Raw genomic sequence first — 23,532 nt, 5'->3', positions numbered from 1 at the left:
AAGCAGGCAAAGACTAAATAGATTATTGATATATAATAGGATATCATTTAGAGTAGTAGCCCATTCCTGCTTTCGGTTAATCCAAAAACAATATAAAGGTATGAATAAATTATTTATCGGGATTGATTTCTCCAAGAAAAAAGTAGATGTAAGTGTGATAGAGAAAGAAAACATATCTTCAGGTGTCCACCGTGAGTTCAGTAATGATGTTGCCGGACATGAGAGTCTGTTGGCATGGCTTTGTGATAGCTATCCGCAGACAGGCAAAGATCAGATGCTCTTTTGCGGTGAGAACACGGGACTTTACAGCGTTTGTTTGAGTAACACTCTCGCGCACGAGGGTTATACACTGTGGCTGGAACATCCTTACAGGATCAAACACAGCAGCGGCATGCAACGCGGGAAAAACGATAAATTGGATTCATTGCTGATCGCACAATACGCTTGCCGTTTCGAGGATATGGCCAAGGTCTATACCCCCAATACGGAAACCATCCGGGCGCTGCACTCATTTTTCACATTCCGTGATTTATTGGTGAAAATGAAAAATGAAGCATTGGTACATGCCAAAGAACTCCATTCGGTCCTAAAAGGGAATCACGCAACAGATTACATATATCAACATAGCCTGACACAAGTGGATAACTTGAACCGTGAAATAAAAGATGTGGAAAAGGAAATAATGGATCTGATCAACAGTGAAGAGGAGATCAAAAACAATTATGAGCGTATTACATCCATCAAAGGCGTGGCTTTTGTCAACGCCCTTGCTTTGATCGTTTATACCGAAAACTTCACCTGTTTTGACGATCCGCGCAAGCTGGCCTGCTATGCGGGAGTGGTACCGTTCCAACGAACCTCCGGCTCCAGTGTCAAAAGCAATGCCAAGACAAGTGGATTTGCCAATAAAAAACTAAACACGCTACTCACCCAAGCGGCACGAACCGCTGCCATACATGATCCAATATTAAGAGAATATTACAGGCGCAAAAGAGAAGAGGGGAAGCATCATAATTTAGTTATAAACAATATTAGAAACAAACTGATACATCGAATCTGTGCATTGGTCAGGAACCAAACTTTCGACCAAACGGCTTAGATTTTTGCAATATTCTTAATTTGTTTTAAAATCTTTCCGTTTATTTGGTTGGGAACATAGATTACAATAAGTCACGGCTTCTACATGAATCCCCAAAAAACAACGCAAAATAATGATTTTTCTTTTGGTATGTTTTCCCTCACCAAGTGTTTACAAAGTATAATATTTCATTCGCATGGAAAAACAAATCGAAAAATATTTCCAAGAGGAGTTGGATGCAGACGAAAGACTGGATTTTTTAAAACGGGTTAAATCGGATGACGAGTTGAAAAAACAATTCATCCTATTTAAAAACACATACGCACTATTGTCATTCTCCGATGCTGCCTGTGGGGAAAAGGCTGGTCAAGACAACTACACTCGATTCTTGCGCAGAATGAGAGCAAAACACATACGGCGGATCTCATTCTCCCTATTCAAATATGCAGCCATCATCACTTTACTTATCATATCCGCTTATCAGGCAGGAGTGAACCGGAATTCCGAAATTTCACAAGAGAATATAGAAAACAAACTATACGTACCAGCCGGACAACGCATCAGGCTGACACTTCAGGACGGGACTACCGTATGGCTGAACTCCCAAACGACCCTCACCTATCCTGCCATCTTTGACAAAAAGGAACGAAGAGTCAGTGTGGATGGAGAAGCCTTCTTTGACGTAGCCAAAGACAAACACAAACCGTTTATCGTCTCATCACAAGGCATAGAAACGAAAGTATTGGGCACACAATTCAATATTTGCAGCTACCCCAAAAACAACGATATGAGAACCAGCCTGATAGAAGGGTCGCTCCAAGTCTATTTTACAGGCAAAGAAAATGAAAGCATCCTATTGAAACCCAACGAGCAAATAAGCATAAAAGACGGGACCATGAAGGTGGGTACCATTTCCCATCATGACTATTTTTTATGGAAAGAAGGGATCTACAGCTTTAAAGACGAGTTACTGGTCGATATACTGAACAAGTTGCAGTTATATTATGATGTCCGGATAATCATAAAAAGACCTTCCATCTACCAAGAGAAATACACTGGAAAATTCCGGCAACGGGACAGCATCGACGATATACTCAGGATGTTACAAAGAATACACAAATTCAAGATACAAAAGGATGAAGAAAACAATATCATCACACTCAGTTAATCGAATGTATAATATCTAAAAAGAATGCCTATGGAAACACACCTGTAAAAACAATGGTTGATACCGGAAAGATCCGCCATCAACAGACAAGCCTTTATCTACAAAATTCATTTAGTATTCACTTTATTACTCAGAAAAAGAAATGAAAATTAAAACTTTGTTACCGTCCTTCATGCTTTTCGCCTGTGCCTTCCAGACGATAGCGGTTAATTCGGAAACGCAAAACACAATCATAAAACTGGAAAAGAGCGCGATATCAGTCGGACAATTGATCGCTCAAATTGAAGATCAAACCGACTATCTGGTTGTTTTCAAAAGCCGCGAAGTGGACATGGAACGTTACATTACCGTCCAAAACACATCCGGAAAAATGATATCCTATCTCGAAGAAGCATTCAAAGGTACTGATATCACGTACGAATTCGACAACCGATACATCCTCCTGCTGAAAAAGAACGGCACGGACAAGACTGCTCTTATCGGCCAACAAAGCCGGACCATCACGGGAACAGTGACCGACAACAACGGGGAACCCGTCATCGGTGCGAACGTGGTCATAAAAGGCACTTCCATCGGGACAGTCACGGACGTAAACGGGAAATACACTTTAGAAGTCCCGCCAAAAGCTGTCTTACAAATTTCCTACATCGGTTACCTGACCAAGGAAATCACGATCGGCAACAACCAAACGGCTGATGTCATGTTGATCGAAGATACGCAAAGCCTCGACGAAGTGGTAGTTGTCGGATACGGCACGCAAAAGAAAGGGGAAGTGGCCAGCTCCATTTCCACGATCAAATCCGATGATTTCGTCAAAACGCCGACTACGGATGCCGCACAACTGATCAAAGGGAAAGTTCCGGGCCTGAGTATCATCACACCTGATGCCAATCCGACTTCCACCTCGCAGATCGCCCTGCGTGGAATCACCACCTTGAAAGCCAGCTCCAGCCCTCTGGTGCTCATTGACGGGATACCCGGCGACCTGAACTCCGTCTCACCCGATGACATCGAACAGATCGACGTCCTGAAAGACGGTTCTGCCGCCGCGATCTACGGGACCAGAGGTACAAACGGTGTCATATTGATTACGACCAAGAACGCCAATGGAGAAATGCCTACGGAAGTAGACGTCAATGCTTATCTTTCGACCCAGCAAATCACAAAGACCTTGCCGTTCATGAAAGCAGACGAATATCGCCGGCGCGTACAGGAAGGATGGCCGGGTGCACAAGACGACGGTGCGTCTACCGACTGGCTGGACGAAGTGACCCGTACACCGTTCACACAGATTTACAACATCAGCCTGCGCGGTGGTAGTCGTACGACCAATTATGTGGCCAGTTTCGAATACCGTGGCCTGAACGGACTGATCAAACGCACGAACAACCAGATGTTCTATCCGCGTGTCGAAATCACTCACCGTATGTTCAACAACAAATTAAAACTGAATGCTAGCCTGAGCGGTTACAAACAGACCTATTTCTCCGGTTCCGATGGGGGAGGCTACAACAGCGAAGTGTATAGGAACGCTTTGATATACAATCCGACCACGCCTGTATACGACAAAGATGGCAACTATTCGGAAAGCACGAAAAACGAATACTTCAACCCTGTATCCCTCCTGAACGAAGTGGAAGGAGAAAACCAGGCAACCAATCTGCGCATGTTTGCCAATGTCACCTACACCCCTATCGAAGGGTTGGACATCAAATATCTGTTTTCTTCCAATACCTACAACCAAGTCAGAGGATATTACGAAACCCAACAACACAAATCCACTTGGAAAGACGGAAGAAACGGTTATGCTTCACGCGGTTCCACGCGCTCTAATGATGATTTGTCGGAACTGACCGTGCAATGGAGGAAAACCATCTTTGAAGACCATTCGTTTACTTTATTGGGAGGATATAGTTGGCAAAAGACGCATTACCAGAATTTTTATATGCAGAACTTTAATTTTCCTTCCAACGACTATACCTATAATAATATGGGTACAGGGCAGGCTCTGAAAGACGGACGCGGAACGGAATACTCGACGGCAAACGAAAGCAAGTTGATCGGTTATTTCGGCCGTCTGAACTACAGCTATAAAGGGAAATATATGCTGGCAGCCAGCCTCCGTCACGAAGGCTCCACCAAGTTCGGGGCAGACCACAAATGGGGAAACTTTCCATCCGTTTCCGCTGCATGGAACATCAAAGGGGAGCAGTTCCTGGAAGATGCCGATGTTTTGTCCATCTTGAAACTACGTGCCGGATATGGTGTCACGGGAACGGTTCCGAGTGACCCGTATATGTCACTGAACACGCTGAACTTCGGAACGTATGTCTATTACAACAATCAATGGATCAAAACTATCCGACCGGATTCAAACGCGAACCCCGAATTGAGATGGGAAAAGAAAAAAGAAGTCAACATCGGTCTCGACTTCGGTTTTTGGGAAGATCGCATCACTGGTAATATCGATTACTACAACCGCAAGACAGAAGATTTGTTATGGGACTATGACGTGCCTTCTCCTCCTTACCTGTTCTCCCGTATGGTGGCAAACGCCGGATCGATGCGTAACCAAGGGATAGAAGCCGGTATCACGGTTGTCCCTGTCCAAACAAATGATTTCCAATGGACGACATCCATGAACTACTCGACAAACAAAAACGAACTACTGTCACTCTCCAACGACCAGTTCGTCTCCAGCGGCTACTCGGATCAAGGCTCCACGGGAGAACCCTTGCAAACAACAACCCACCGCATCCAGGAAGGGCAACCGATCGGTAATTTCTGGGGATACAAAAGTATCGATATCGATGAGAACGGGCATTGGATCATAGAAGGAGCCGATGGCAATCCGAAACCGATCTCCGAACTGCAACCGACAGACAAACAGGTTATCGGGAACGGCCTGCCCAAACATTACCTGAACTGGAACAACACGCTGAACTGGAAGAACTTCGATTTCAACGTGACCATGCGCGGTGCTTTCGGTTTCGACATTCTAAATATGCCGCGCCTGCAATATGAAGCGCCCGTCATGCTGTCAAGAGGAAACGTGCTGAGTGCGGCGTTCGAAACCAAATACGGGAAAGTTCCTTTAGCGGCGGATCAGGAATTGCAATATGTCAGCTACTATATCGAAAAAGGTAATTATTGGAAAATTGACAATGTGACCTTAGGATATACATTCCACTTCAATTCCTGGATGAAACGCCTGAGAATCTATGGCACGATTTCCAACCTTGCCACTATCACAGGCTACTCCGGTATCGATCCGGAAGTAAGCATTAGCGGCTTGGCACCAGGAGTCGACAACAAGAACCGTTATCCGTCTACACGGACTTACACATTAGGAGTATCTGTCAAATTTTAATCGTAACGTACTTATCATGAATACTTATATAAAATTGTTTTTAGCGTTATGTTGCTCCGGAACAATCGTTTCCTGTAGCAATGACTTGGATGAAAAAGTATATTCCAAAATAACCGAACAGACCTACCATTACACGACCGATGATTTCTCACCGTCTGTCGCCAGCGTGTATAGCCAACTCAGGAGTTTCCCCAGCCATGGAGGATATTTCGTAGCACAAGAAGTCAGTGCAGATGCCATTGTCATGCCCCCCAATGCTTCCGGTTGGGATGACGGCGGTATCTATCGACGTATGCACTACCAAACGTGGAACTCCGAACAGGGACACGTCTCTGAAATATGGTCCAACTTCTATCAAGGCGCCCTATTATGCAACAAAGTGATAGAACAAATAGAAAACGGCGTTTTACCGGCACCTTCCGAAACAGACAAGACTATGGGATTGGCGGAACTACGGGCCATGAGAGCTTACTATTACTGGCAAATCTGCGACAACTTCGGAGACGCCCCGTTAGTCACGACCACCACGATGGAACTGCCCTCCAAAAGCAGCCGCAAAGAGATCTTCGACTTTGTCGTAAAGGAGCTGCAAGAGATCATCCCTTCTTTAAGCGAAGAACAAGGCGGGAACTTTTACGGGCGGATGAACAAATGGGCGGCAAAGACGCTGTTAGCAAACATATACCTGAATGCCCAAGTATATACAGGCGAAGCACACTGGGACGATTGTATCCGGCAGTGCGACGACATCATAAACAGCAACAAGTTCGCATTGTCAGACAACTACAAAGCCTCCTTCCGCTCTACAGGCGTGGAAACATCCAAAGAGGTCATTTTCACCATCCCGTTCGATGCGAATATCGCCGGGGGCAATTCGATCCACATGTTTTCCTGGCACGGGGAACTGAAAAAGAAATACGAAACCGAAGCGACTCCCTGGGGATGTGGTTCGGCTATGGGAGTCACTCAATTCATCGACACGTACGCCCCCGAAGATTCCCGTCTGACCGACAGTTGGCTGATGGGTGAACAACTGGCGGCAGACGGAAGCCCGCTATACGGGACATACGATAAAATGGGAGAACCCCTTGTCTATACGAAAGATCTTCCAGACGGGAATTACACCAGCGAGATGGAAGGCTACCGCATGAACAAGTTCGAAATCGTAAAAGGTGAGCAATCTTCATCCGAAACGGATGTGCCTCTGTTCCGATACGCAGAAGTTCTGCTGATGAAAGCGGAATGCCTATTGCGTTCGGGAAAACCGGGGGCCGGTCTCTTGGTCACGGAAGTCCGCAAACGGGCGTTCAAAGACAACCCTGAATTGGCGACAGTAACTGATGCGCAGTTACAAGAAAACAGTTCATACCAATATGGATATGTGGAACACTATACGGTTACTGACAAAGGAAGCACAGATCCTGTTCGGTTCGGCCGGATGTACGATGAACTGGGTTGGGAATTCGCATGGGAGATGCATCGCAGACGAGATGCCATCCGGTTCGGCGTCTACACGAAAAAAAGCTGGCTCTCACACAAGCCGCAAGGAGATTACCGATCCGTTTTTCCTATACCGGAAAAGGTTTTGACATCCAATCCCAACTTGGAACAAAACCCTAATTATAAATAACAAGCGCAATCTATTTACAGACCTTGCCGGGAAGCAGCTTCTCGCCATGCTTCCCGGCAAATAAAAAAATGTCCTTATGAACAAATTCGTAATCCTTTTCCTGTACCCCCTCCTCGCAGTCACGGTTTTTCCATATACAGCCACAGGACAGATTCTCGATCCTGACATAATGGACTTGTATATCGACCGGTTCAACGAGCAAGACAAGGAAGTGTATGTGCAACATATTCCGAACAGACAAACGAAAGAGTTTTTATCCGGCAATATACCGCTATTCGAATGTCCGGACAAGAACATCGAGGAAATCTATTATTTCCGCTGGTGGACTTTCCGAAAACATCTGAAAAAGACGCCGGACGGGTTCATTGTAACTGAATTCCTTCCAGATGTCCCATGGGCAGGAAAGCACAATGGCATCTGTTGCCCGGCTTGGTTCCATTTTCGGGAAGGCAGGTGGCTGAAACACTCCGGTTTCCTCAAAGACTATGCCTACTATTGGCTAAGGGGAGGAGGTGACACGCATTCCTATAGTTTTCCCGTTGCCCATGCAATCTACCAATATTGCATGATTACGGGGAATTATCAATTGCTGAAAGAGTTATATCCGGAACTCTCACAAAACTATTCAGAATGGAAAAAAGAAAAATTCATAGCCGAAAAAGGATTGTTCTGGCAAAAAGACGGAGAAGACGGTATGGAAGTATCGATCGGCGGACATGGTTTCCGGGCAACCATCAACTCCTATATGGCAGCCGAAGCCGAGATCTTATCCAAAATCGCACATTGGAAAAACGACAACCAAGCACAAGCACTCGAAGCCGAAGCCTGCCGGGTCAAAGAAAACATGTTCCACTATTTATGGGATCCCCAAGCGGAATTTTTAAAAGTACTTCCTGTTGAAGATGATGCCTCTTTAAAAAACGTACGCGAACTACATGGATATACGCCCTGGGCATTCGACTTGGCACCTGTAAACTATGCCGTTGCCTGGAAATTCCTGATGGACACACGACACTTTTTCGCTCCTTACGGGCCAACGACTGCCGAACAATGCCACCCTCAATTCAAAGTAGCATACGAAGGACATGAGTGTCAATGGAACGGCCCATCCTGGCCATACGCGACCTCGATGACATTGGTAGGATTCGCTAATTTGTTAAATAATCAGACGCAATCTTTTGTAAGTTCACGAGATTTCATAACTTTATTCTCGATTTACACACGAAGTCAGTATAAAAAGGATGCGCACGGCACACTGATACCGTGGATTGACGAAAACTTGAACCCTTTTACAGGCGATTGGATATCCAGGACGATGTTGTCGGAACGCAACCGGAAGCCCGAAGAGCGCGGAAAAGATTACAATCATTCCTTATTCTGCGACCTCGTTATCAACGGGTTAATCGGAATCCGACCAAGTGAAGAGGATATACTCAATATCAACCCGCTGATACCGGAAGGATATTGGGACTATTTTTGCTTGGACAATCTGACTTATCGCGGCAAAACAATATGCGTGCTTTATGATAAGACAGGCGAGAAATATAAACAGGGAGCCGGGCTGTCGATCTTCATCAACGGGGAAAAGGCGGCAACCTCTCCTACTTTGACAAAAATCAGTTGCAAATTATAATATCAATTTTAAAACCATGAAACAGTATTTCCTATTACCGTTTGCCTGTATGGCATTATGGGGATGTGGCGGACAAGACCAAGTAACCGCTCCCCCTTTGAAAATGATCGACCAGATAGACTTCTCGCATGTGCATATCCAGGACAACTTTTGGTCGCCACGACTCGCAAAACACACCTCGGCCACGCTTCCTGTCTGCATCGACCAGATAGAAAACCAGACGGGAAGAATGCAGAATTTCGAAAATGCAGCGAAAGGGACAGGGAAACACTCCGGCATCTTCTTCGATGACTCGGACGTATATAAAGCGCTGGAAGGGATCGCCTACAGCCTGATCAACAATCCCGACCCCAAACTGGAAAAGAAGGCGGACGAATGGATCGACAAGATCGCGGCAGCCCAGCAACCGGACGGATACATCAATACGTTCTACACGCTGACCGGACAAGACAGACGCTGGAACAACATGGACAAACATGAGATGTATTGCGCCGGCCACATGATGGAAGCCGCCGTCGCCTACTACCAAGCTACCGGAAAACGGAAACTGCTTGACGTGAGCATCCGTATGGCAGACCACATGATGGAGCTGTTCGGCCCGGGCAAACGCCATTGGGTACCGGGGCATGAAGAGATCGAGTTGGCTTTGGTGAAACTGTACCGGACGACCGACCAGCAAAAGTATCTCGACTTCGCCAACTGGCTGCTCGAAGAACGGGGACACGGGTACGGGAGCAAGGGCGACGAAGGAAAATGGGATCCCGCCTACTACCAGGACCTCATCCCGGTAAGAGAATTGACAGACATTTCGGGCCATGCCGTCCGCTGTATGTACCTGTACTGCGGGATGGCAGACGTGGCGGCTTTGAAAAAGGACACCGCCTATATCGAAGCCATGAACCGTCTCTGGGATGACGTAGTACTGCGTAATATGTACGTGACCGGCGGGATCGGCTCTTCACGGCACAACGAAGGCTTCACGGAAGACTATGACCTGCCAAACCTCGATGCCTACTGCGAAACCTGCGCTTCTGTCGGGATGGTCTACTGGAACCAACGCATGAACCAGTTCACTGGCGATTCAAAATACGTAGACGTGCTGGAACGTTCGATGTACAACGGTGCACTGGCAGGCGTCTCACTGGCTGGAGACCGCTTCTTCTACGTCAATCCGCTGGAATCGAACGGAGACCATCACCGCCAAGCCTGGTACGGGTGCGCCTGCTGCCCGAGCCAGATCTCGCGTTTCCTGCCTTCCATCGGGAACTATATCTATGGAACATCGGACAAGGCCTTATGGGTAAACCTCTTCATCGGAAATACCACCGAAGTCGAGATCGATGGAAAAAAGGTTGTCATGAAACAGGAAACGGACTACCCTTGGGACGGGCAGGTCAAGCTGACCGTCACGTCCGAACAACCGCTCGGCAAGGAGTTGCGCATCCGCATACCCGGATGGTGCAAATCATACATCCTGTCAGTCAACGGGAGCAAGGTTGAAAGCGCGACCGAAAAGGGATATGCCGTTATCAAGAAGTGGAAGAGCGGCGACCAGATCGTGCTCGATATGGATATGCCGGTCGAAAAAGTGTCGGCCGACCCGCGCGTACGGCAAAATACCGGCAAGCGAGCCCTGCAACGCGGACCGTTGGTCTATTGCCTCGAGGAGACAGACAACACGAAAGACTTTGCCGACCTCGCACTGACGGCCTCTTCCTCCTTCGAGGTCAAAGACGAACCGGACAAGCTGGGCGGCATCCGCTCGATCAAAGCGACATCGGACGGGCAAACGTTACATTTCATCCCCTACTATGCCTGGGATAACCGCGAAGCAGGCAAGATGAAAGTTTGGGTCGATTATCAAGAATAACATAACATCATCCTATCACCATGAACAGATTGAAAAACATATTCCTGACAGCAGTCGCCACCCTCACGGTGGCGACTGCCGCAACCGCCGGCGAAGAACCGGCAAACGGCAATTACCAAAACAACCGGCATCCGCTCTTGCAAAAAGACTACATTCAACTGCCGCTCGGAACTATCCGAGCCGAAGGGTGGATGCACGATCAACTGACCCGTATGCGCGACGGCATGACCGGACGCCTGGATGAGGTCTACACGAAAGTGATGGGGCCACGGAACGGATGGCTCGGTGGAGACGGCGATGTGTGGGAACGGGGTCCGTACTGGATCGACGGCCTTCTACCACTGGCTTATCTACTGAACGACAAAGCATTGATTGAAAAGGTACAACCCTGGATCGAATGGACCTTGGCATCACAAAAACCCAACGGCTACTTCGGCCCCGACACCGACCGCGACTACGAGCCCGGTCTTCAACGCAACAACGCACAAGACTGGTGGCCCAAGATGGTCATGCTAAAAGTCATGCAGCAATACTACACAGCTACGCAGGACCGGCGCGTGATCGACTTCATGACTCGGTATTTCCGTTACCAACTGGCCGAACTACCCAAAAACCCGTTAGGGAAATGGACCTTTTGGGGAGAACAACGCGGTGGGGATAACCTGATGGCCGTCTATTGGCTGTACAACATCACCGGCGACAAATTCCTGTTGGAATTAGGCGAGTTGATCCATAAACAGACGTTCGACTGGACTGATATCTTCCTACATCAAAACCACCTCAGACGCCAACACAGCCTGCACTGCGTGAACCTCGCACAAGGCTTCAAGGAACCGATCGTTTATTACCAGCAAAGCAAAGATCCCACGCAAATCCTAGCCACCCGTCAAGCGGTCAACGACATCCGCCACACCATCGGGTTGCCCACCGGCCTTTGGGGAGGAGACGAGTTGCTGCGCTTCGGCCAACCGACGACAGGCTCGGAGCTTTGCACGGCCGTAGAGATGATGTACTCCCTGGAGACAATGTTGGAGGTCACGGGCGATATGCAATGGGCCGACCACCTGGAACGCGTGGCCTACAACGCCCTGCCCACACAAGTGACCGACGACTACTCCGCCCGTCAGTATTACCAGCAGACCAACCAGATCGCCGTCACCCGCGAATGGAGGGAGTTCTCCACCCCGCACGACGACACCGACCTGCTTTTCGGCGAACTCACCGGTTATCCTTGTTGTACGTCCAACCTTCACCAAGGCTGGCCCAAATTCGTACAGAATCTCTGGTATGCGACAGCCGACAACGGGCTTGCCTCCCTAATCTTCGCCCCCTCGCAAGTAACGGCACGGGTGGCAGGAGGAATCGAAGTGAACATGAAAGAGGAGACGGCCTATCCTTTCGAAGAGACAGTGCGCTATCATATTTCGTTTACGGACAAGAAAGTGAAAAAGGCCTTCTTCCCTTTCCACCTGCGTATACCGGACTGGTGCAAGCAGCCAGTCGTCAAGCTCAACGGCAAACTGCTGACGGTCGATGCCTACCCCGGAACCGTCACACGCATTAACCGGGAATGGGAGGAAGGTGACATCCTGACCCTCGAACTGCCGATGGAGGTAAATGTCAGCCGTTGGTATGAAAACAGTGCCGTCGTCGAACGCGGGCCGCTGCTCTACGCCCTGAAGATGAATGAGAAATGGAAAAAGAAAACGTTCGAAGGCGATAAATCGGACGTGTACGGCAAATGGTATTACGAGGTGACGTCTGACAGTCCCTGGAACTACGCCCTGCCGGCCCGTTCCTTCTCGCCCGACCGGCTCAAGGATGCTTTCACGGTTGAAAAATCAGATAGGACCAGCTCCTATCCGTGGAACGTCGAGAACGCCCCCATACGCATCAAAACGAAAGCAATGCGGCTGAACGGCTGGACGCAAGTCAGAGGTTCAGCAGGCCCGGTTCCCTACTACACGCAACAGGGCAAAGACTTCGGCGACGAGGAAACGATCGAGTTGATCCCTTACGGATGCACCACCCTCCGAATTACGGAGTTTCCGGTCCGATAAACAGGCTTTCGTCCTGCCCCACGTCCACTGGGACAGGGCGGGACGAAGCATATATTGAATGTTCTGCTAAAAATCCTTACTTTTGTACCGGATAAAAAAACACTCGCAGGGCATGAGAACATTCCTTATCATTCTATTGGGCATACTGTCGCTCCTCTTCCCCCGTTCCGGTAAGGCACACGATTTGTATTTCCGCCACTATACCAATAAACAGGGATTGTCGCACAACACGGTCTATTGCGCCCTGCAGGATAAAAAAGGCTTCATGTGGTTCGGGACGGACGACGGGCTGAACCGTTTCGACGGGCACCAGTTCCGCATCTACCGCTATAACTCGTACGACCCGGAAAGCCTGCCGAACGACAGGATCATCAGCCTTTTCGAAGATTCGACAGGGAAGTTATGGGTTTGCACCTTTTCACACACCTGCTATTACGACTATCAAACAGAAACTTTTCATTCCCTCACCTTTTCGGACAGCAACAACACCCCGGAGTATTTTCAGCAAATTAGGGAAGACAAAAAAGGGAATCTTTGGCTGATGAGCTATAACCGGATTGCCCGTTATGCCCTTTCAGGTGAAAGCAGTCCGCATTTCTATCCCGAAGGAGAACAGATAAACCTGATAGACATCACGATGACCGAAGAGGGTGATCCGATCCTCGCCGGACGTACCGACCTGTTTTTCTACAAACCGGAAACAGACAAGTTCACCCGCATCCCGATCCTGACCGAAATGGAAAAAGGAAATCCGATCAGCCTCTCTAAGCTCTGTCTCGTACCGGACTGGGGCATACTGGCCGGGACAGACCGCGCAGGGCTCAAGTTTTACGACAAACACAGCCGGAAAGTTGAAACAATCATCCCGGACATACAGGTTCGGGACATCAAGCAGTGCAGCGAGAATACCTACTGGGTCGCATCCGAATCAGGAGTCTATATCCTGAATATGACAGACCGGAGCGTCACGCATCTGCAAAAATCACTGACAAACGAATATACCATCTCCGACAACGCGGTCTATTCGATCACAAAAGACCGCGAAGGGGGGATATGGGTCACTACCTTTTTCGGAGGGATCAACTATCTTCCCAAAGAATATGTCCCGTTTAAATACTTTATCGGAGGGAAAACACATCCGGGAATGCCGGGCAATGCCGTACGGGAAATCTGCCCGGACCAGTACGGCAACCTCTGGCTCGGAACGGAAGATAACGGGATCAACCGCTATAGCCCGGCAACCGGCGAGATCACGAACTTTTCCCGCACCAACCCCGCCCATCCGCTTTCGGCAACCAATATCCACGGTCTGCTTGCCGACGGCAACCGGTTGTGGGTAGGGACATTCAATACCGGAATCGACCTGTTGGACATTCCTTCCGGGAAAATCATCAAGCGGTATACCCGGACCAATACCGAGAACCGGCTACCGGCCGACTTCATACTCTGCTTTTGCAAGCTCTCCGAAAACGAAATCCTGATCGGGACTTCCGAAGGGCTTGCCCTCTTCGATAAAAAAGAAGAATGTTTCACCCCCTGGGAGACAGAGATCAAGTCGATGGTGCGTCAAATCTATAAAGACAGCAAAGGAGACATCTGGCTTGCGACTACCTCCGGTGCTTACCGTTACTCTCAAAAAGACAAAAAGTTCGCACATTATACTTCCAACCGCGAGCGGTCGCAGACCATCGGCGACAACAACGTGACCTCCATATTCGAAGACTCGAAAAACCGGATTTGGGTGGCTACCGTGTATGGTTTCTCCCTCTACAACGAGATATCCGATTCGTTCAACCGCATCACGGTGGAAAACGGACTGCCCAGCAACATCGTACACCGTATCTTAGAAGACGACGAGCATCTTTTCTGGATTGCGACGGCCAACGGGCTGGTTCGTTTCAATCCGGAAACATACGTGATGAAGACTTACTCATACACGGATGGCCTGCCCGAAGCGCAATTCAACTACTGTTCCGCCTATAAGATGCCGGACGGGACCATGTATATGGGGACGATCAACGGGATGATCGCTTTCAATCCACGTGATTTTAAAGAAGATGTTTATTCACCGTCGGTATGCATCACCCGCATAGATGTGCAGGACGACCGCATCGGCGCCCCTAAATATAATGTCAACCGGATTATGAAAAGCGGAGAATTAAAGCTCCCGCATAATCGATCCACCTTTACCCTTTCGTATGTCGCGCTGAGCTATACTTCGCCGGATGCGATCCAGTATGCCTACCGCTTAGAAGGGAGTGACAAGGACTGGATTTATATGAAACAGAATAAAGACGTGACTTTCGCGAACCTGTCACCCGGCAACTATGTTTTCCGGGTAAAATCGACCAACAGCAGCGGGATCTGGCAAGACAACGAAACGACTCTCCGGATCACAGTGACACCGCCATTCTGGGCAACGGGATGGGCTTTGCTCATTTATTTCCTGATCCTGTGCCTGTTGATCGTTCTTTGGTATAACTATAAAAAGGCCAAGTTGGAAGAGAAGCACCGCATCAACCGTGAGATATTCGAAAGTAAAAAGGAGAAAGAGCTTTATAATGCAAAAATACAGTTCTTTACCTTTATCACGCATGAGATCCGGACACCGCTCACCCTGATAAAGGCCCCGTTGGAAAAGATCCTACGTTCGGGCGACGGGACGCCCGCCACACAGGAGAACTTACGGATCATCGAAAAAAACACCGGACGGCTGTTAGACCTCAGCAACCAGCTATTGGACTTCCGCAAGACGGAGAGCCGCGGGTTCAAACTGAACTATGTCACGACCGATGTCGTCCTCTGGCTGGAAACGATCCTGCATCCGTTCCGTCCGGCTTTCGAACAGGCGGACAAGGATTTCACGGTCAAGTTGCCGGAACTGCCTTTCGAGGCTTGTTTAGACCGGGAGGCATTTGCCAAGATCGTCAGCAACTTAGTCAGCAACGCGCTGAAATATTCGGACAGCCGGATATCGCTCGAGCTGCTTCCCCCTTCGGGCGAAGAGCGGATGTTCACCCTGCTCGTCACCAATGACGGCCACTTAGTCCCCGACAGCGAAGCCGAAAACATATTCAATCCGTTCTATCGGCTTAAGGAGACGGAAAACCAACAGGGAAGCGGCATCGGCTTGTCGCTGGCCCATTCTTTGACAGAGTTCCACCGCGGCAAACTTTTCTACCGGCAAACGCCTGACGGCTTGAACCAGTTCGTCCTGATGCTACCCGAACAGCAGGAAGACAGTTACCGGATTGCAGCCGGAAACGAGAAAGAGAAAGCGGAAATGGTCACACTGGCCGAAACAGGCAAACCGGTGATCCTGATCGTCGAAGACCAGGATGATATGCGTCACTTCATCGCCCGTGAATTGGCGAAGACGTATCAGGTATTGGAGGCGGAAAACGGAAAAGTCGCTCTCGACCTGGTCCGTAAGAACACGGTCAACCTGATCATCAGCGATGTCATGATGCCCCTTATGGATGGTTTCGAGCTTTGCAACGAAGTAAAAAACGATGTCAACGTCAGCCATATCCCGTTCATCCTGCTGACGGCGCAGCATAACCTGCAATCGCGCCTGAAAGGGTTGAACACGGGAGCTGATGCTTATATGGAAAAACCTTTCTCCATCGAACTGCTGACGGCACAGGTCAGCAATCTTTTGAAAAGCCGGGAGTTGCTGAATAAGACTTATTTAGAAAAGCCGCTCGCCCCGGTCGCCTCCCTTGCCATTTCACAGGTGGATGATATTTTCCTCCGCAAACTGAACGATTACTTGGAAGAGAACCTCAGCAACGAAGCCCTCTCCGTCGAGATGCTCGCCGACACGATGGGCATGAGCACCTCCAGCCTCTACCGCAAGGTCAAAGGCCTGTCCGGTCTTTCCCCCAACGATTTCATCCGCATCGCCCGCTTAAAAAAAGCGATCCAGCTGATGCAGAACGGAGAGAACCGCATAGGCGAGATCGCTTTCCAGGTAGGCTTCTCCTCCCCGGCTTATTTCTCCACCTGCTTCCAGAAGCAGTATGGGAAGACACCGTCGGAGTATCTGAGGCAAACGGGGACAAAAAGCTGAAATACTATAAAATTATAAGCCATTATCTTTCTTTACCTGAGCAAGAAGTTCCGTGATTTCATCTGCTGAAATCGTTTTACGCTCTTCTTTGTCATACATATAGAGGAGGACGATAGTTCCGGTTTCTTCGTCAATGGAGTAGGTAAAGGAATCACACGTGCTCCGTGGCTTTTGCCTTTGTTCTTACTGCCGATCGCATCCGTACCTTCCGCACACCCCACCCAGGCTGACGCCGGCTTGGAGGTTGGCGTGGAGCTCTTCTTCGACAACCTGGCGTTCTTTCACTTTGGAAAGAGCGCGTGTCAAAGAGCGCTTGACGGTTCTCAGCACATCGAGGTCTTCCGTATCCAGTATTTCGCGCATAAGTTCGATGCGCAAGGAGTCTACATCTAATGCTGCCATATTGATTACTTTATGATTTTGGACAAAGGTACGTTTTTTCTATTCCTTTGTCCAAAATCATTCCTTCAAAGATCATTCAGCCACCGGGAAAGCGGAGATCCTCAACCGCGCCGCCCCCATCGGGACCAGGGTGATCTCGTCTAAGCGGTCGGACTTGCGGGCGTTTTCGTATGGCAGGACACCGCATAAGCCGTATTCGTCGATTTTCCATTCCGGCACCAAACGCCCCTGCGCCTTAAATTCCATCGGGACGGAAGAGAGGGTGAAAGGATTGTTGTCGGACGGCCAGTCTTTGCGTTGCAACGTAATGGGCGACTGGACTTTCAAGGCATAATTCCAGGGGCTTGCGGGCAGGATCTCGAATGTCGGCCAGGCGGAGGCGTCGGCTCCTTCCTGCCATTTGGAATCCCAGACGGCGGTCTCGGTACTGGGCATTTGCTTGTATTCTTCTTCCACTTTGAGGGAAAGGGTAAGCGGACCGTAATCGACACTGACACTGTTCTTATTTACCTGCCACTGACGGACAGCATATTCCATCGGAAGGTTCAGCACAACCTCGTCGCCGTCTTGCCATTCCCGTTCAATACAAGCATAGGTTCCGGGGGCGAGTGTCGCCTGTTGCGGTTTCCCGTTAACCAAGACGGAAGCGTTCTTACACCAGAACGGGATGCGAAGATAGAAGGGGAAAGATACGGCTTTGGATGTTCCGACCGTAAATCGTGTCATTTCCTCAAACGGATAATTCGTCTGTTCATGCAGGGTGATTTCCGTCCCGTCGCCCACCTTTACATTTGCCTTACAAGAATTGTATAAAACAGCGGCTACCCCGTTGTCCGGCGTTGCCAATACCAAATGTTCGACATAATAGGGCCAGCCGAAACCATGATTATGCTGGCAGCAACGGCTGCTGAACGGATTCATGGCCAAGAACGGACCGGAATTGTCCAGCCCCGGATGGTGATTGCGTGAATCGCTGATCGCCATATTCGGACAAGTCAGATAACGAAGCGCCCGGTAATCCGGCATCAAAGAAGCCGGGTAACTGTTGAACGCAACATCTTCGAGGTGGTCGGCCCAATAAGGATCGCCACTGATCAGAAGCATGATCTCGTCGGACGCCATCTGCTCGACAAAACCACAGGTCTCTGTTCCCTGACGGGGATCGAAGAAACCGATACGGGCATTCTCGTCCGCCCCGAACATACCGCCGGGGACCTGGCCGAAAGCGCGGCGTACCAGGCTTTGCGCATTGTAGCTGGCAGCCAACATCGCCGAGTCTTTTGTAAACAGATACCAGGTGGCTGGCTCGCGAAAACACTGGGCAACATTCACATTGTGCCAGTTCGGGAGCTGGGTCGGCTTCGTCCAGTCTGCCGTATTGCGGTGAATCTTTTCGGCCAGCGGAAGAAGAGACTCGTCCCCCGTGCGATTATACAACCAAACTACGCTCCAAAGGTTATCTCCTCCGCGGCTATTCTCCCAGTAACTGGACAGGAAAGCATCGTCGGGAACTGTTTGCAGATAATGGCAATACTTGGTCATGAAATCGATCACCTGTTTATCGTTCGTATATTCATAATAGGATTGCATGATCCAAAGGACGATCATATTCGGCCAGAAATCCTGTTTGCCGTTGTTCAGATGTACCGGCCCGAAATTACCATCTGTCCGCTGGCTCGCCAGAATAGCATCTATCCAGAACTTCGTTTCCTTTAACAAAGCCTCGTCCTTCAAGGCATAGGCCATATTGCCATACCCGCGCAGCCAGTAGGGTACTTCTTCCCAGCCCCATTCGCCTCCGTTCTTCAACCAGGCGTTGTTTCCTTTTTGCAGCCAGGCGCTGATCTCCCCAAGATGACCGCAAAGGCCGTCTTTCTGTAACTCGATCTGCTTCCTGATCCAACCTTCGGGCTCTATGCTTCCGGCTGGTAGTTTGATAAATTGTTGGGATTGCAACGGGGCACGGTTACTTACATAGTAATCATTACGAGATTCGGTGGACAAACGTTCCATCGTCCGGATCTCTTGCGTCTGCTTACCTGCGCACGACGCCAAAAGAATTGAGAAAAGTAAAATCGTCTTTTTCATGTTCATCAGATTTATTCAGCAAAGGAAAGGAATCCGGCAGATAAACATGATAAGAAATCAATCAAAAACTTATAAAAATCGTTCTATCACTTCCTCCTGATGAAAAAGCAATAGAACGATATAAAATCCTTTGGTTACTTCTCTTTCAAGAGAAAAGCAACAATCACTTTCTTAACTGACACACTCCGTAATACAACAGACGGAGTACCACCGACAACCCGTAAAAGCCACACGTGATAAGCAGCATCCACAACGATTGTGTCCAAAGCTCGGACCAACTCGTACCGTATGCGATGATAGAGATAATGTTCATCAGATAGGCGAGCGCGATACAGACACAGAATATTTTGATTTCCGTTTTTTGTCTCTTTACAGATAATACGATTTCTTTCATAATCATGCAAAATTTAGATACGGTATTTTATATTCATCCGGGAAAGTAATCACCCGTCCTTCATCAATCGCCTGCAAGCCCAACAATCCCAAAACAGAAGAATAGTAAGCTTCTTCCACCAGATTAGGAGCCGGTTTTCCTGTAATGGCCGCTTCACAGAAAGCGGTAACCAACTCGATAGAGCCGTCGCCGGCAGCACCTACCGATGACTGTCCGCTGATCGTCGTGACATTGTCCATGATCAGATGCCCCTTGTTTACCGATGCCGTTTCAGGCACCCAGCTCGGGCCGGCAAATGAAACATTGTCGAAGATCTTATGTTCGATCTGGTTGATCAGCTGCATGATGCCGGGAGCCGGTTCCACCTCTTCGAAGTAGTATTTACCCTTCTCCGGTTCCATCGTGCCCTTGCTGCCCATGATTTCCTCTTCAAGGCCATAGAACTTGTTGCCGATCATGGACTCGTATGTCATCTTCACACCATTGGGATAATGGTAAATCAAATTGATGCTGTCATACACCTCGCGGCCATCCTTCCAATAGACGATATCCCCCATGCCGGCCACCTTTTCAGGAAGCATCCGGAGCGCCCAGTTTCCGACCTGCAACTGATGGGTTGCCAACTCCGTTACCAGGCCACATGAATATTCCTTATATAAACGCCAGTTGATCTTACGTTCCAAATCGGGAGAAGGAACAGGACGACGCCAGTCGTTATTACGGAACCAATACGCCCGTATCGAGTTTATTTCTCCCAACAAACCGGCATGGACCATTTCCATCGCCTTTATATATTTAGGATCATATAAGCGCTGCTGACCGATAAACATCACCTTGCCAGATTCTTTAAATACATTGTACATATCCAAGCAGTCCGAACACGTCATCGCCATCGATTTCTCACAGAACACATGCTTTCCGGCATGCAACGCATCGATCGTGATATGTGCATGTTCGTACAGCGGAGTAGCGATCATGACTGCCTGTATATCTTTATCTTCCAAAAGCTTCCGGTAGTCTTCATACGTCTTTGCTTTCGGGTAGAGAGCCGAAGCCTCTTTCAGATGGGGAGGATAATTATCACACAAGGCAACCACATCGGCATACGGAATTGTCTTCAGGTTATTCAGGTGATACTGTCCGCGTGAACCTGTACCGATAAATCCGATCCGCACTTTCTCCTTTGCGATCTGTACCTTATCGTCAGCACTGCAGGACTGCAACCAGGGAAATGCAGAAAGAAGCGCACCGCCTCCACCAATCATTCCCAGCTCCTTGAAGAAGTCCCGCCGGCTTAAATTGACTGAATTCTCATCATTTTTCATAACTTATATACATGTTTTTCATAAATATCAAATTGAGATGCGATTACCGGAATACGTTCATCGTCGGCAATCATGAAGGCGGTTGTCAGAATCTCCGCCACCACCGGATCTTTCGCCACCACCGACACCATCTTTTTATCTTCCACAAATGTTCCCGTATGCGGGTTCACAATATGGCGCGGATGGGATGGCATATTTCCCGATGTCGAAAGCGAACTGTCACACAACTTCAAATCGGCAACCCTCTCCTTCGTAAACGGATTATCAAGGCCAACCGGCCAATATTCGCCGCACGGGTGCGTACCGACCGCCAGAACCGAACTGTTCCCGAAATTGACAAGCGCCTTCCCAACTCCGTTTTCTTCCAGCAGCTCCCGTATTTTTGCAAGCGCATATCCTTTCCCATACCCGCCCAGATCGATATGTAAAGATTCGGAAAAGAAAAAAATGCTTTTATCTTCCTCCGTCAACAACACCTGGTCGAATCCTTGCAAAGTAATATCAAAATATCCTTCCGTCAACTCATTATACCGCTTGCAGTTCTGCAATATATTCCAAAGCTCTTCCCCCACCGTCACCGGATAATGCCCGGCTTCCCGGTTGACAAACGAAACCTCGCTCTCCGGATCGAACCGGTTCAGCATCTTATCCAACCGCCTCACTTCCGATTCGGCCTTTTCCCAGACCGTACCAAGAAGACGGGGATCACTGCCGACCATCAAAATGTCGAGCTGCGTTCCCATTACCGACGACATAGATCCATGGAAAAGCCCGGAAGCCGCATAATAGTTAGAATAAGACATAAGCCATTTGTTATTTTTTACATGGTTCAAAGAGGTGTGCGTACACACTTTGCAAATATAGGGGATTTGTTCGTTCTACAAATAGAATTAGGCAACCTTTTTCTCAAAAGGTTGCCTAATTAGCGTTTATTTTCGTTTAAAACATTTACAACTCAACCTTCACCAAGCAGAATTCCGGATCCACGACGATAACATAAACGTCGTTTCCACCCGGCGATGCGCCGACCGAGAACAAGAGACAAACAAAACGGTCATGTATGAGCTTATTGTAATCTATGTTCCCAACCAAATAAACGGAAAGATTTTAAAACAAATTAAGAATATTGCAAAAATCTAAGCCGTTTGGTCGAAAGTTTGGTTCCTGACCAATGCACAGATTCGATGTATCAGTTTGTTTCTAATATTGTTTATAACTAAATTATGATGCTTCCCCTCTTCTCTTTTGCGCCTGTAATATTCTCTTAATATTGGATCATGTATGGCAGCGGTTCGTGCCGCTTGGGTGAGTAGCGTGTTTAGTTTTTTATTGGCAAATCCACTTGTCTTGGCATTGCTTTTGACACTGGAGCCGGAGGTTCGTTGGAACGGTACCACTCCCGCATAGCAGGCCAGCTTGCGCGGATCGTCAAAACAGGTGAAGTTTTCGGTATAAACGATCAAAGCAAGGGCGTTGACAAAAGCCACGCCTTTGATGGATGTAATACGCTCATAATTGTTTTTGATCTCCTCTTCACTGTTGATCAGATCCATTATTTCCTTTTCCACATCTTTTATTTCACGGTTCAAGTTATCCACTTGTGTCAGGCTATGTTGATATATGTAATCTGTTGCGTGATTCCCTTTTAGGACCGAATGGAGTTCTTTGGCATGTACCAATGCTTCATTTTTCATTTTCACCAATAAATCACGGAATGTGAAAAATGAGTGCAGCGCCCGGATGGTTTCCGTATTGGGGGTATAGACCTTGGCCATATCCTCGAAACGGCAAGCGTATTGTGCGATCAGCAATGAATCCAATTTATCGTTTTTCCCGCGTTGCATGCCGCTGCTGTGTTTGATCCTGTAAGGATGTTCCAGCCACAGTGTATAACCCTCGTGCGCGAGAGTGTTACTCAAACAAACGCTGTAAAGTCCCGTGTTCTCACCGCAAAAGAGCATCTGATCTTTGCCTGTCTGCGGATAGCTATCACAAAGCCATGCCAACAGACTCTCATGTCCGGCAACATCATTACTGAACTCACGGTGGACACCTGAAGATATGTTTTCTTTCTCTATCACACTTACATCTACTTTTTTCTTGGAGAAATCAATCCCGATAAATAATTTATTCATACCTTTATATTGTTTTTGGATTAACCGAAAGCAGGAATGGGCTACTACTCTAAATGATATCCTATTATATATCAATAATCTATTTAGTCTTTGCCTGCTTGACTAACGGAAGTCTGTTACAATAACTAGTCTTTAAAGACTATCGTTTTCCATTAGTGTACTTCCGTTAGTCGGTTAATTTAGTTTCTTCATACAACAAAGATATAAATTAACCTCAGCTTCTTGCTTTACGCAAACTTAGAGTCGTTTTAGACCTTATTGTAATAAACGTATGAATACCTATTGGTCCAGATCGAAACAGCACAGC

General features: G+C 48.3%; 14 protein-coding genes. 8 read left to right on the top strand and 6 right to left on the bottom strand.

What is annotated here, in order from left to right; all coding sequences use genetic code 11:
* Window positions 1-100 precede the first annotated feature (100 nt).
* The 8 genes from ACPYIV_RS00980 (at window position 101) to ACPYIV_RS00945 (ending at window position 16,881) form a co-directional block, all read left to right on the top strand.
* On the top strand, window positions 101-1,099 hold the full coding sequence (locus ACPYIV_RS00980; RefSeq protein ID WP_290092606.1) for an IS110 family transposase: 999 nt from the start codon (window positions 101-103) through the stop codon (window positions 1,097-1,099).
* Between the two features lie 175 nt (window positions 1,100-1,274).
* Window positions 1,275-2,246, top strand: a complete 972-nt coding sequence (locus ACPYIV_RS00975; RefSeq protein ID WP_293733964.1) for a FecR family protein — start codon at window positions 1,275-1,277, stop codon at window positions 2,244-2,246.
* A 142-nt stretch (window positions 2,247-2,388) separates the two neighbouring features.
* Window positions 2,389-5,616, top strand: a complete 3,228-nt coding sequence (locus tag ACPYIV_RS00970; protein ID WP_293733963.1) for a SusC/RagA family TonB-linked outer membrane protein — start codon at window positions 2,389-2,391, stop codon at window positions 5,614-5,616.
* 16 nt (window positions 5,617-5,632) lie between these two features.
* Window positions 5,633-7,246, top strand: coding sequence for a RagB/SusD family nutrient uptake outer membrane protein (locus tag ACPYIV_RS00965; RefSeq protein ID WP_425885080.1), 1,614 nt, complete (start codon window positions 5,633-5,635; stop codon window positions 7,244-7,246).
* Between the two features lie 76 nt (window positions 7,247-7,322).
* Window positions 7,323-8,879, top strand: a complete 1,557-nt coding sequence (locus ACPYIV_RS00960; RefSeq protein WP_425885078.1) for an MGH1-like glycoside hydrolase domain-containing protein — start codon at window positions 7,323-7,325, stop codon at window positions 8,877-8,879.
* Between the two features lie 16 nt (window positions 8,880-8,895).
* Window positions 8,896-10,749, top strand: coding sequence for a glycoside hydrolase family 127 protein (locus tag ACPYIV_RS00955; protein ID WP_425885076.1), 1,854 nt, complete (start codon window positions 8,896-8,898; stop codon window positions 10,747-10,749).
* A gap of 20 nt (window positions 10,750-10,769) precedes the next feature.
* The gene (locus ACPYIV_RS00950) at window positions 10,770-12,809 is read left to right on the top strand and encodes a beta-L-arabinofuranosidase domain-containing protein (protein ID WP_425885074.1); all 2,040 of its coding nucleotides are present in this window, start codon (window positions 10,770-10,772) and stop codon (window positions 12,807-12,809) included.
* Between the two features lie 112 nt (window positions 12,810-12,921).
* Complete coding sequence (locus ACPYIV_RS00945) at window positions 12,922-16,881, top strand: two-component regulator propeller domain-containing protein (protein ID WP_425885072.1); 3,960 nt, start codon at window positions 12,922-12,924, stop codon at window positions 16,879-16,881.
* Window positions 16,882-17,064: 183 nt separating this feature from the next.
* Here ACPYIV_RS00945 and ACPYIV_RS00940 read toward each other — a convergent pair whose 3' ends face one another.
* The 6 genes from ACPYIV_RS00940 to ACPYIV_RS00915 all read right to left on the bottom strand — a co-directional run bounded on the left by ACPYIV_RS00940 (window position 17,065) and on the right by ACPYIV_RS00915 (window position 23,225).
* Window positions 17,065-17,283: a hypothetical protein gene (locus tag ACPYIV_RS00940; protein WP_425885070.1), complete on the bottom strand. Its 219-nt coding sequence runs from the start codon at window positions 17,281-17,283 to the stop codon at window positions 17,065-17,067.
* A gap of 72 nt (window positions 17,284-17,355) precedes the next feature.
* Window positions 17,356-19,377 carry a beta-L-arabinofuranosidase domain-containing protein gene (locus ACPYIV_RS00935; protein WP_425885068.1) on the bottom strand — a complete coding sequence of 674 codons (2,022 nt, stop codon included), beginning with the start codon at window positions 19,375-19,377 and terminating at the stop codon, window positions 17,356-17,358.
* Between the two features lie 157 nt (window positions 19,378-19,534).
* Window positions 19,535-19,765: a hypothetical protein gene (locus ACPYIV_RS00930; RefSeq protein ID WP_293734087.1), complete on the bottom strand. Its 231-nt coding sequence runs from the start codon at window positions 19,763-19,765 to the stop codon at window positions 19,535-19,537.
* Window positions 19,766-19,767: 2 nt separating this feature from the next.
* Window positions 19,768-21,090 (bottom strand): Gfo/Idh/MocA family protein, encoded by a 1,323-nt coding sequence (locus ACPYIV_RS00925; protein WP_293734086.1) that lies wholly within the window; start codon window positions 21,088-21,090, stop codon window positions 19,768-19,770.
* On the bottom strand, window positions 21,087-21,893 hold the full coding sequence (locus ACPYIV_RS00920; protein WP_293740998.1) for an FAD:protein FMN transferase: 807 nt from the start codon (window positions 21,891-21,893) through the stop codon (window positions 21,087-21,089). The genes ACPYIV_RS00925 and ACPYIV_RS00920 overlap by 4 nt, the downstream gene beginning before the upstream one ends.
* 333 nt (window positions 21,894-22,226) lie before the next feature.
* Complete coding sequence (locus tag ACPYIV_RS00915; protein ID WP_290092606.1) at window positions 22,227-23,225, bottom strand: IS110 family transposase; 999 nt, start codon at window positions 23,223-23,225, stop codon at window positions 22,227-22,229.
* Window positions 23,226-23,532: the final 307 nt, after the last annotated feature.

This window comes from Parabacteroides vesiculifaciens (genome assembly GCF_049860805.1).
Lineage (GTDB): Bacteria > Bacteroidota > Bacteroidia > Bacteroidales > Tannerellaceae > Parabacteroides.
Note: the sequence above shows the minus strand (reverse complement) of the source record. Positions and strands in the feature narration are given on the sequence as shown.

Bases quoted from the DNA above. Each gene is read 5' to 3' on its own strand.
- ACPYIV_RS00935 (WP_425885068.1), bottom strand. From the start codon at position 19,377: ATGAACATGAAAAAGACGATTTTACTTTTCTCAATTCTTTTGGCGTCG.
- ACPYIV_RS00920 (WP_293740998.1), bottom strand. From the start codon at position 21,893: ATGTCTTATTCTAACTATTATGCGGCTTCCGGGCTTTTCCATGGATCT.
- ACPYIV_RS00940 (WP_425885070.1), bottom strand. From the start codon at position 17,283: ATGGCAGCATTAGATGTAGACTCCTTGCGCATCGAACTTATGCGCGAA.
- ACPYIV_RS00915 (WP_290092606.1), bottom strand. From the start codon at position 23,225: ATGAATAAATTATTTATCGGGATTGATTTCTCCAAGAAAAAAGTAGAT.
- ACPYIV_RS00950 (WP_425885074.1), top strand. From the start codon at position 10,770: ATGAACAGATTGAAAAACATATTCCTGACAGCAGTCGCCACCCTCACG.
- ACPYIV_RS00970 (WP_293733963.1), top strand. From the start codon at position 2,389: ATGAAAATTAAAACTTTGTTACCGTCCTTCATGCTTTTCGCCTGTGCC.
- ACPYIV_RS00975 (WP_293733964.1), top strand. From the start codon at position 1,275: ATGGAAAAACAAATCGAAAAATATTTCCAAGAGGAGTTGGATGCAGAC.
- ACPYIV_RS00980 (WP_290092606.1), top strand. From the start codon at position 101: ATGAATAAATTATTTATCGGGATTGATTTCTCCAAGAAAAAAGTAGAT.
- ACPYIV_RS00930 (WP_293734087.1), bottom strand. From the start codon at position 19,765: ATGAAAGAAATCGTATTATCTGTAAAGAGACAAAAAACGGAAATCAAA.
- ACPYIV_RS00925 (WP_293734086.1), bottom strand. From the start codon at position 21,090: ATGAAAAATGATGAGAATTCAGTCAATTTAAGCCGGCGGGACTTCTTC.
- ACPYIV_RS00960 (WP_425885078.1), top strand. From the start codon at position 7,323: ATGAACAAATTCGTAATCCTTTTCCTGTACCCCCTCCTCGCAGTCACG.
- ACPYIV_RS00955 (WP_425885076.1), top strand. From the start codon at position 8,896: ATGAAACAGTATTTCCTATTACCGTTTGCCTGTATGGCATTATGGGGA.
- ACPYIV_RS00945 (WP_425885072.1), top strand. From the start codon at position 12,922: ATGAGAACATTCCTTATCATTCTATTGGGCATACTGTCGCTCCTCTTC.
- ACPYIV_RS00965 (WP_425885080.1), top strand. From the start codon at position 5,633: ATGAATACTTATATAAAATTGTTTTTAGCGTTATGTTGCTCCGGAACA.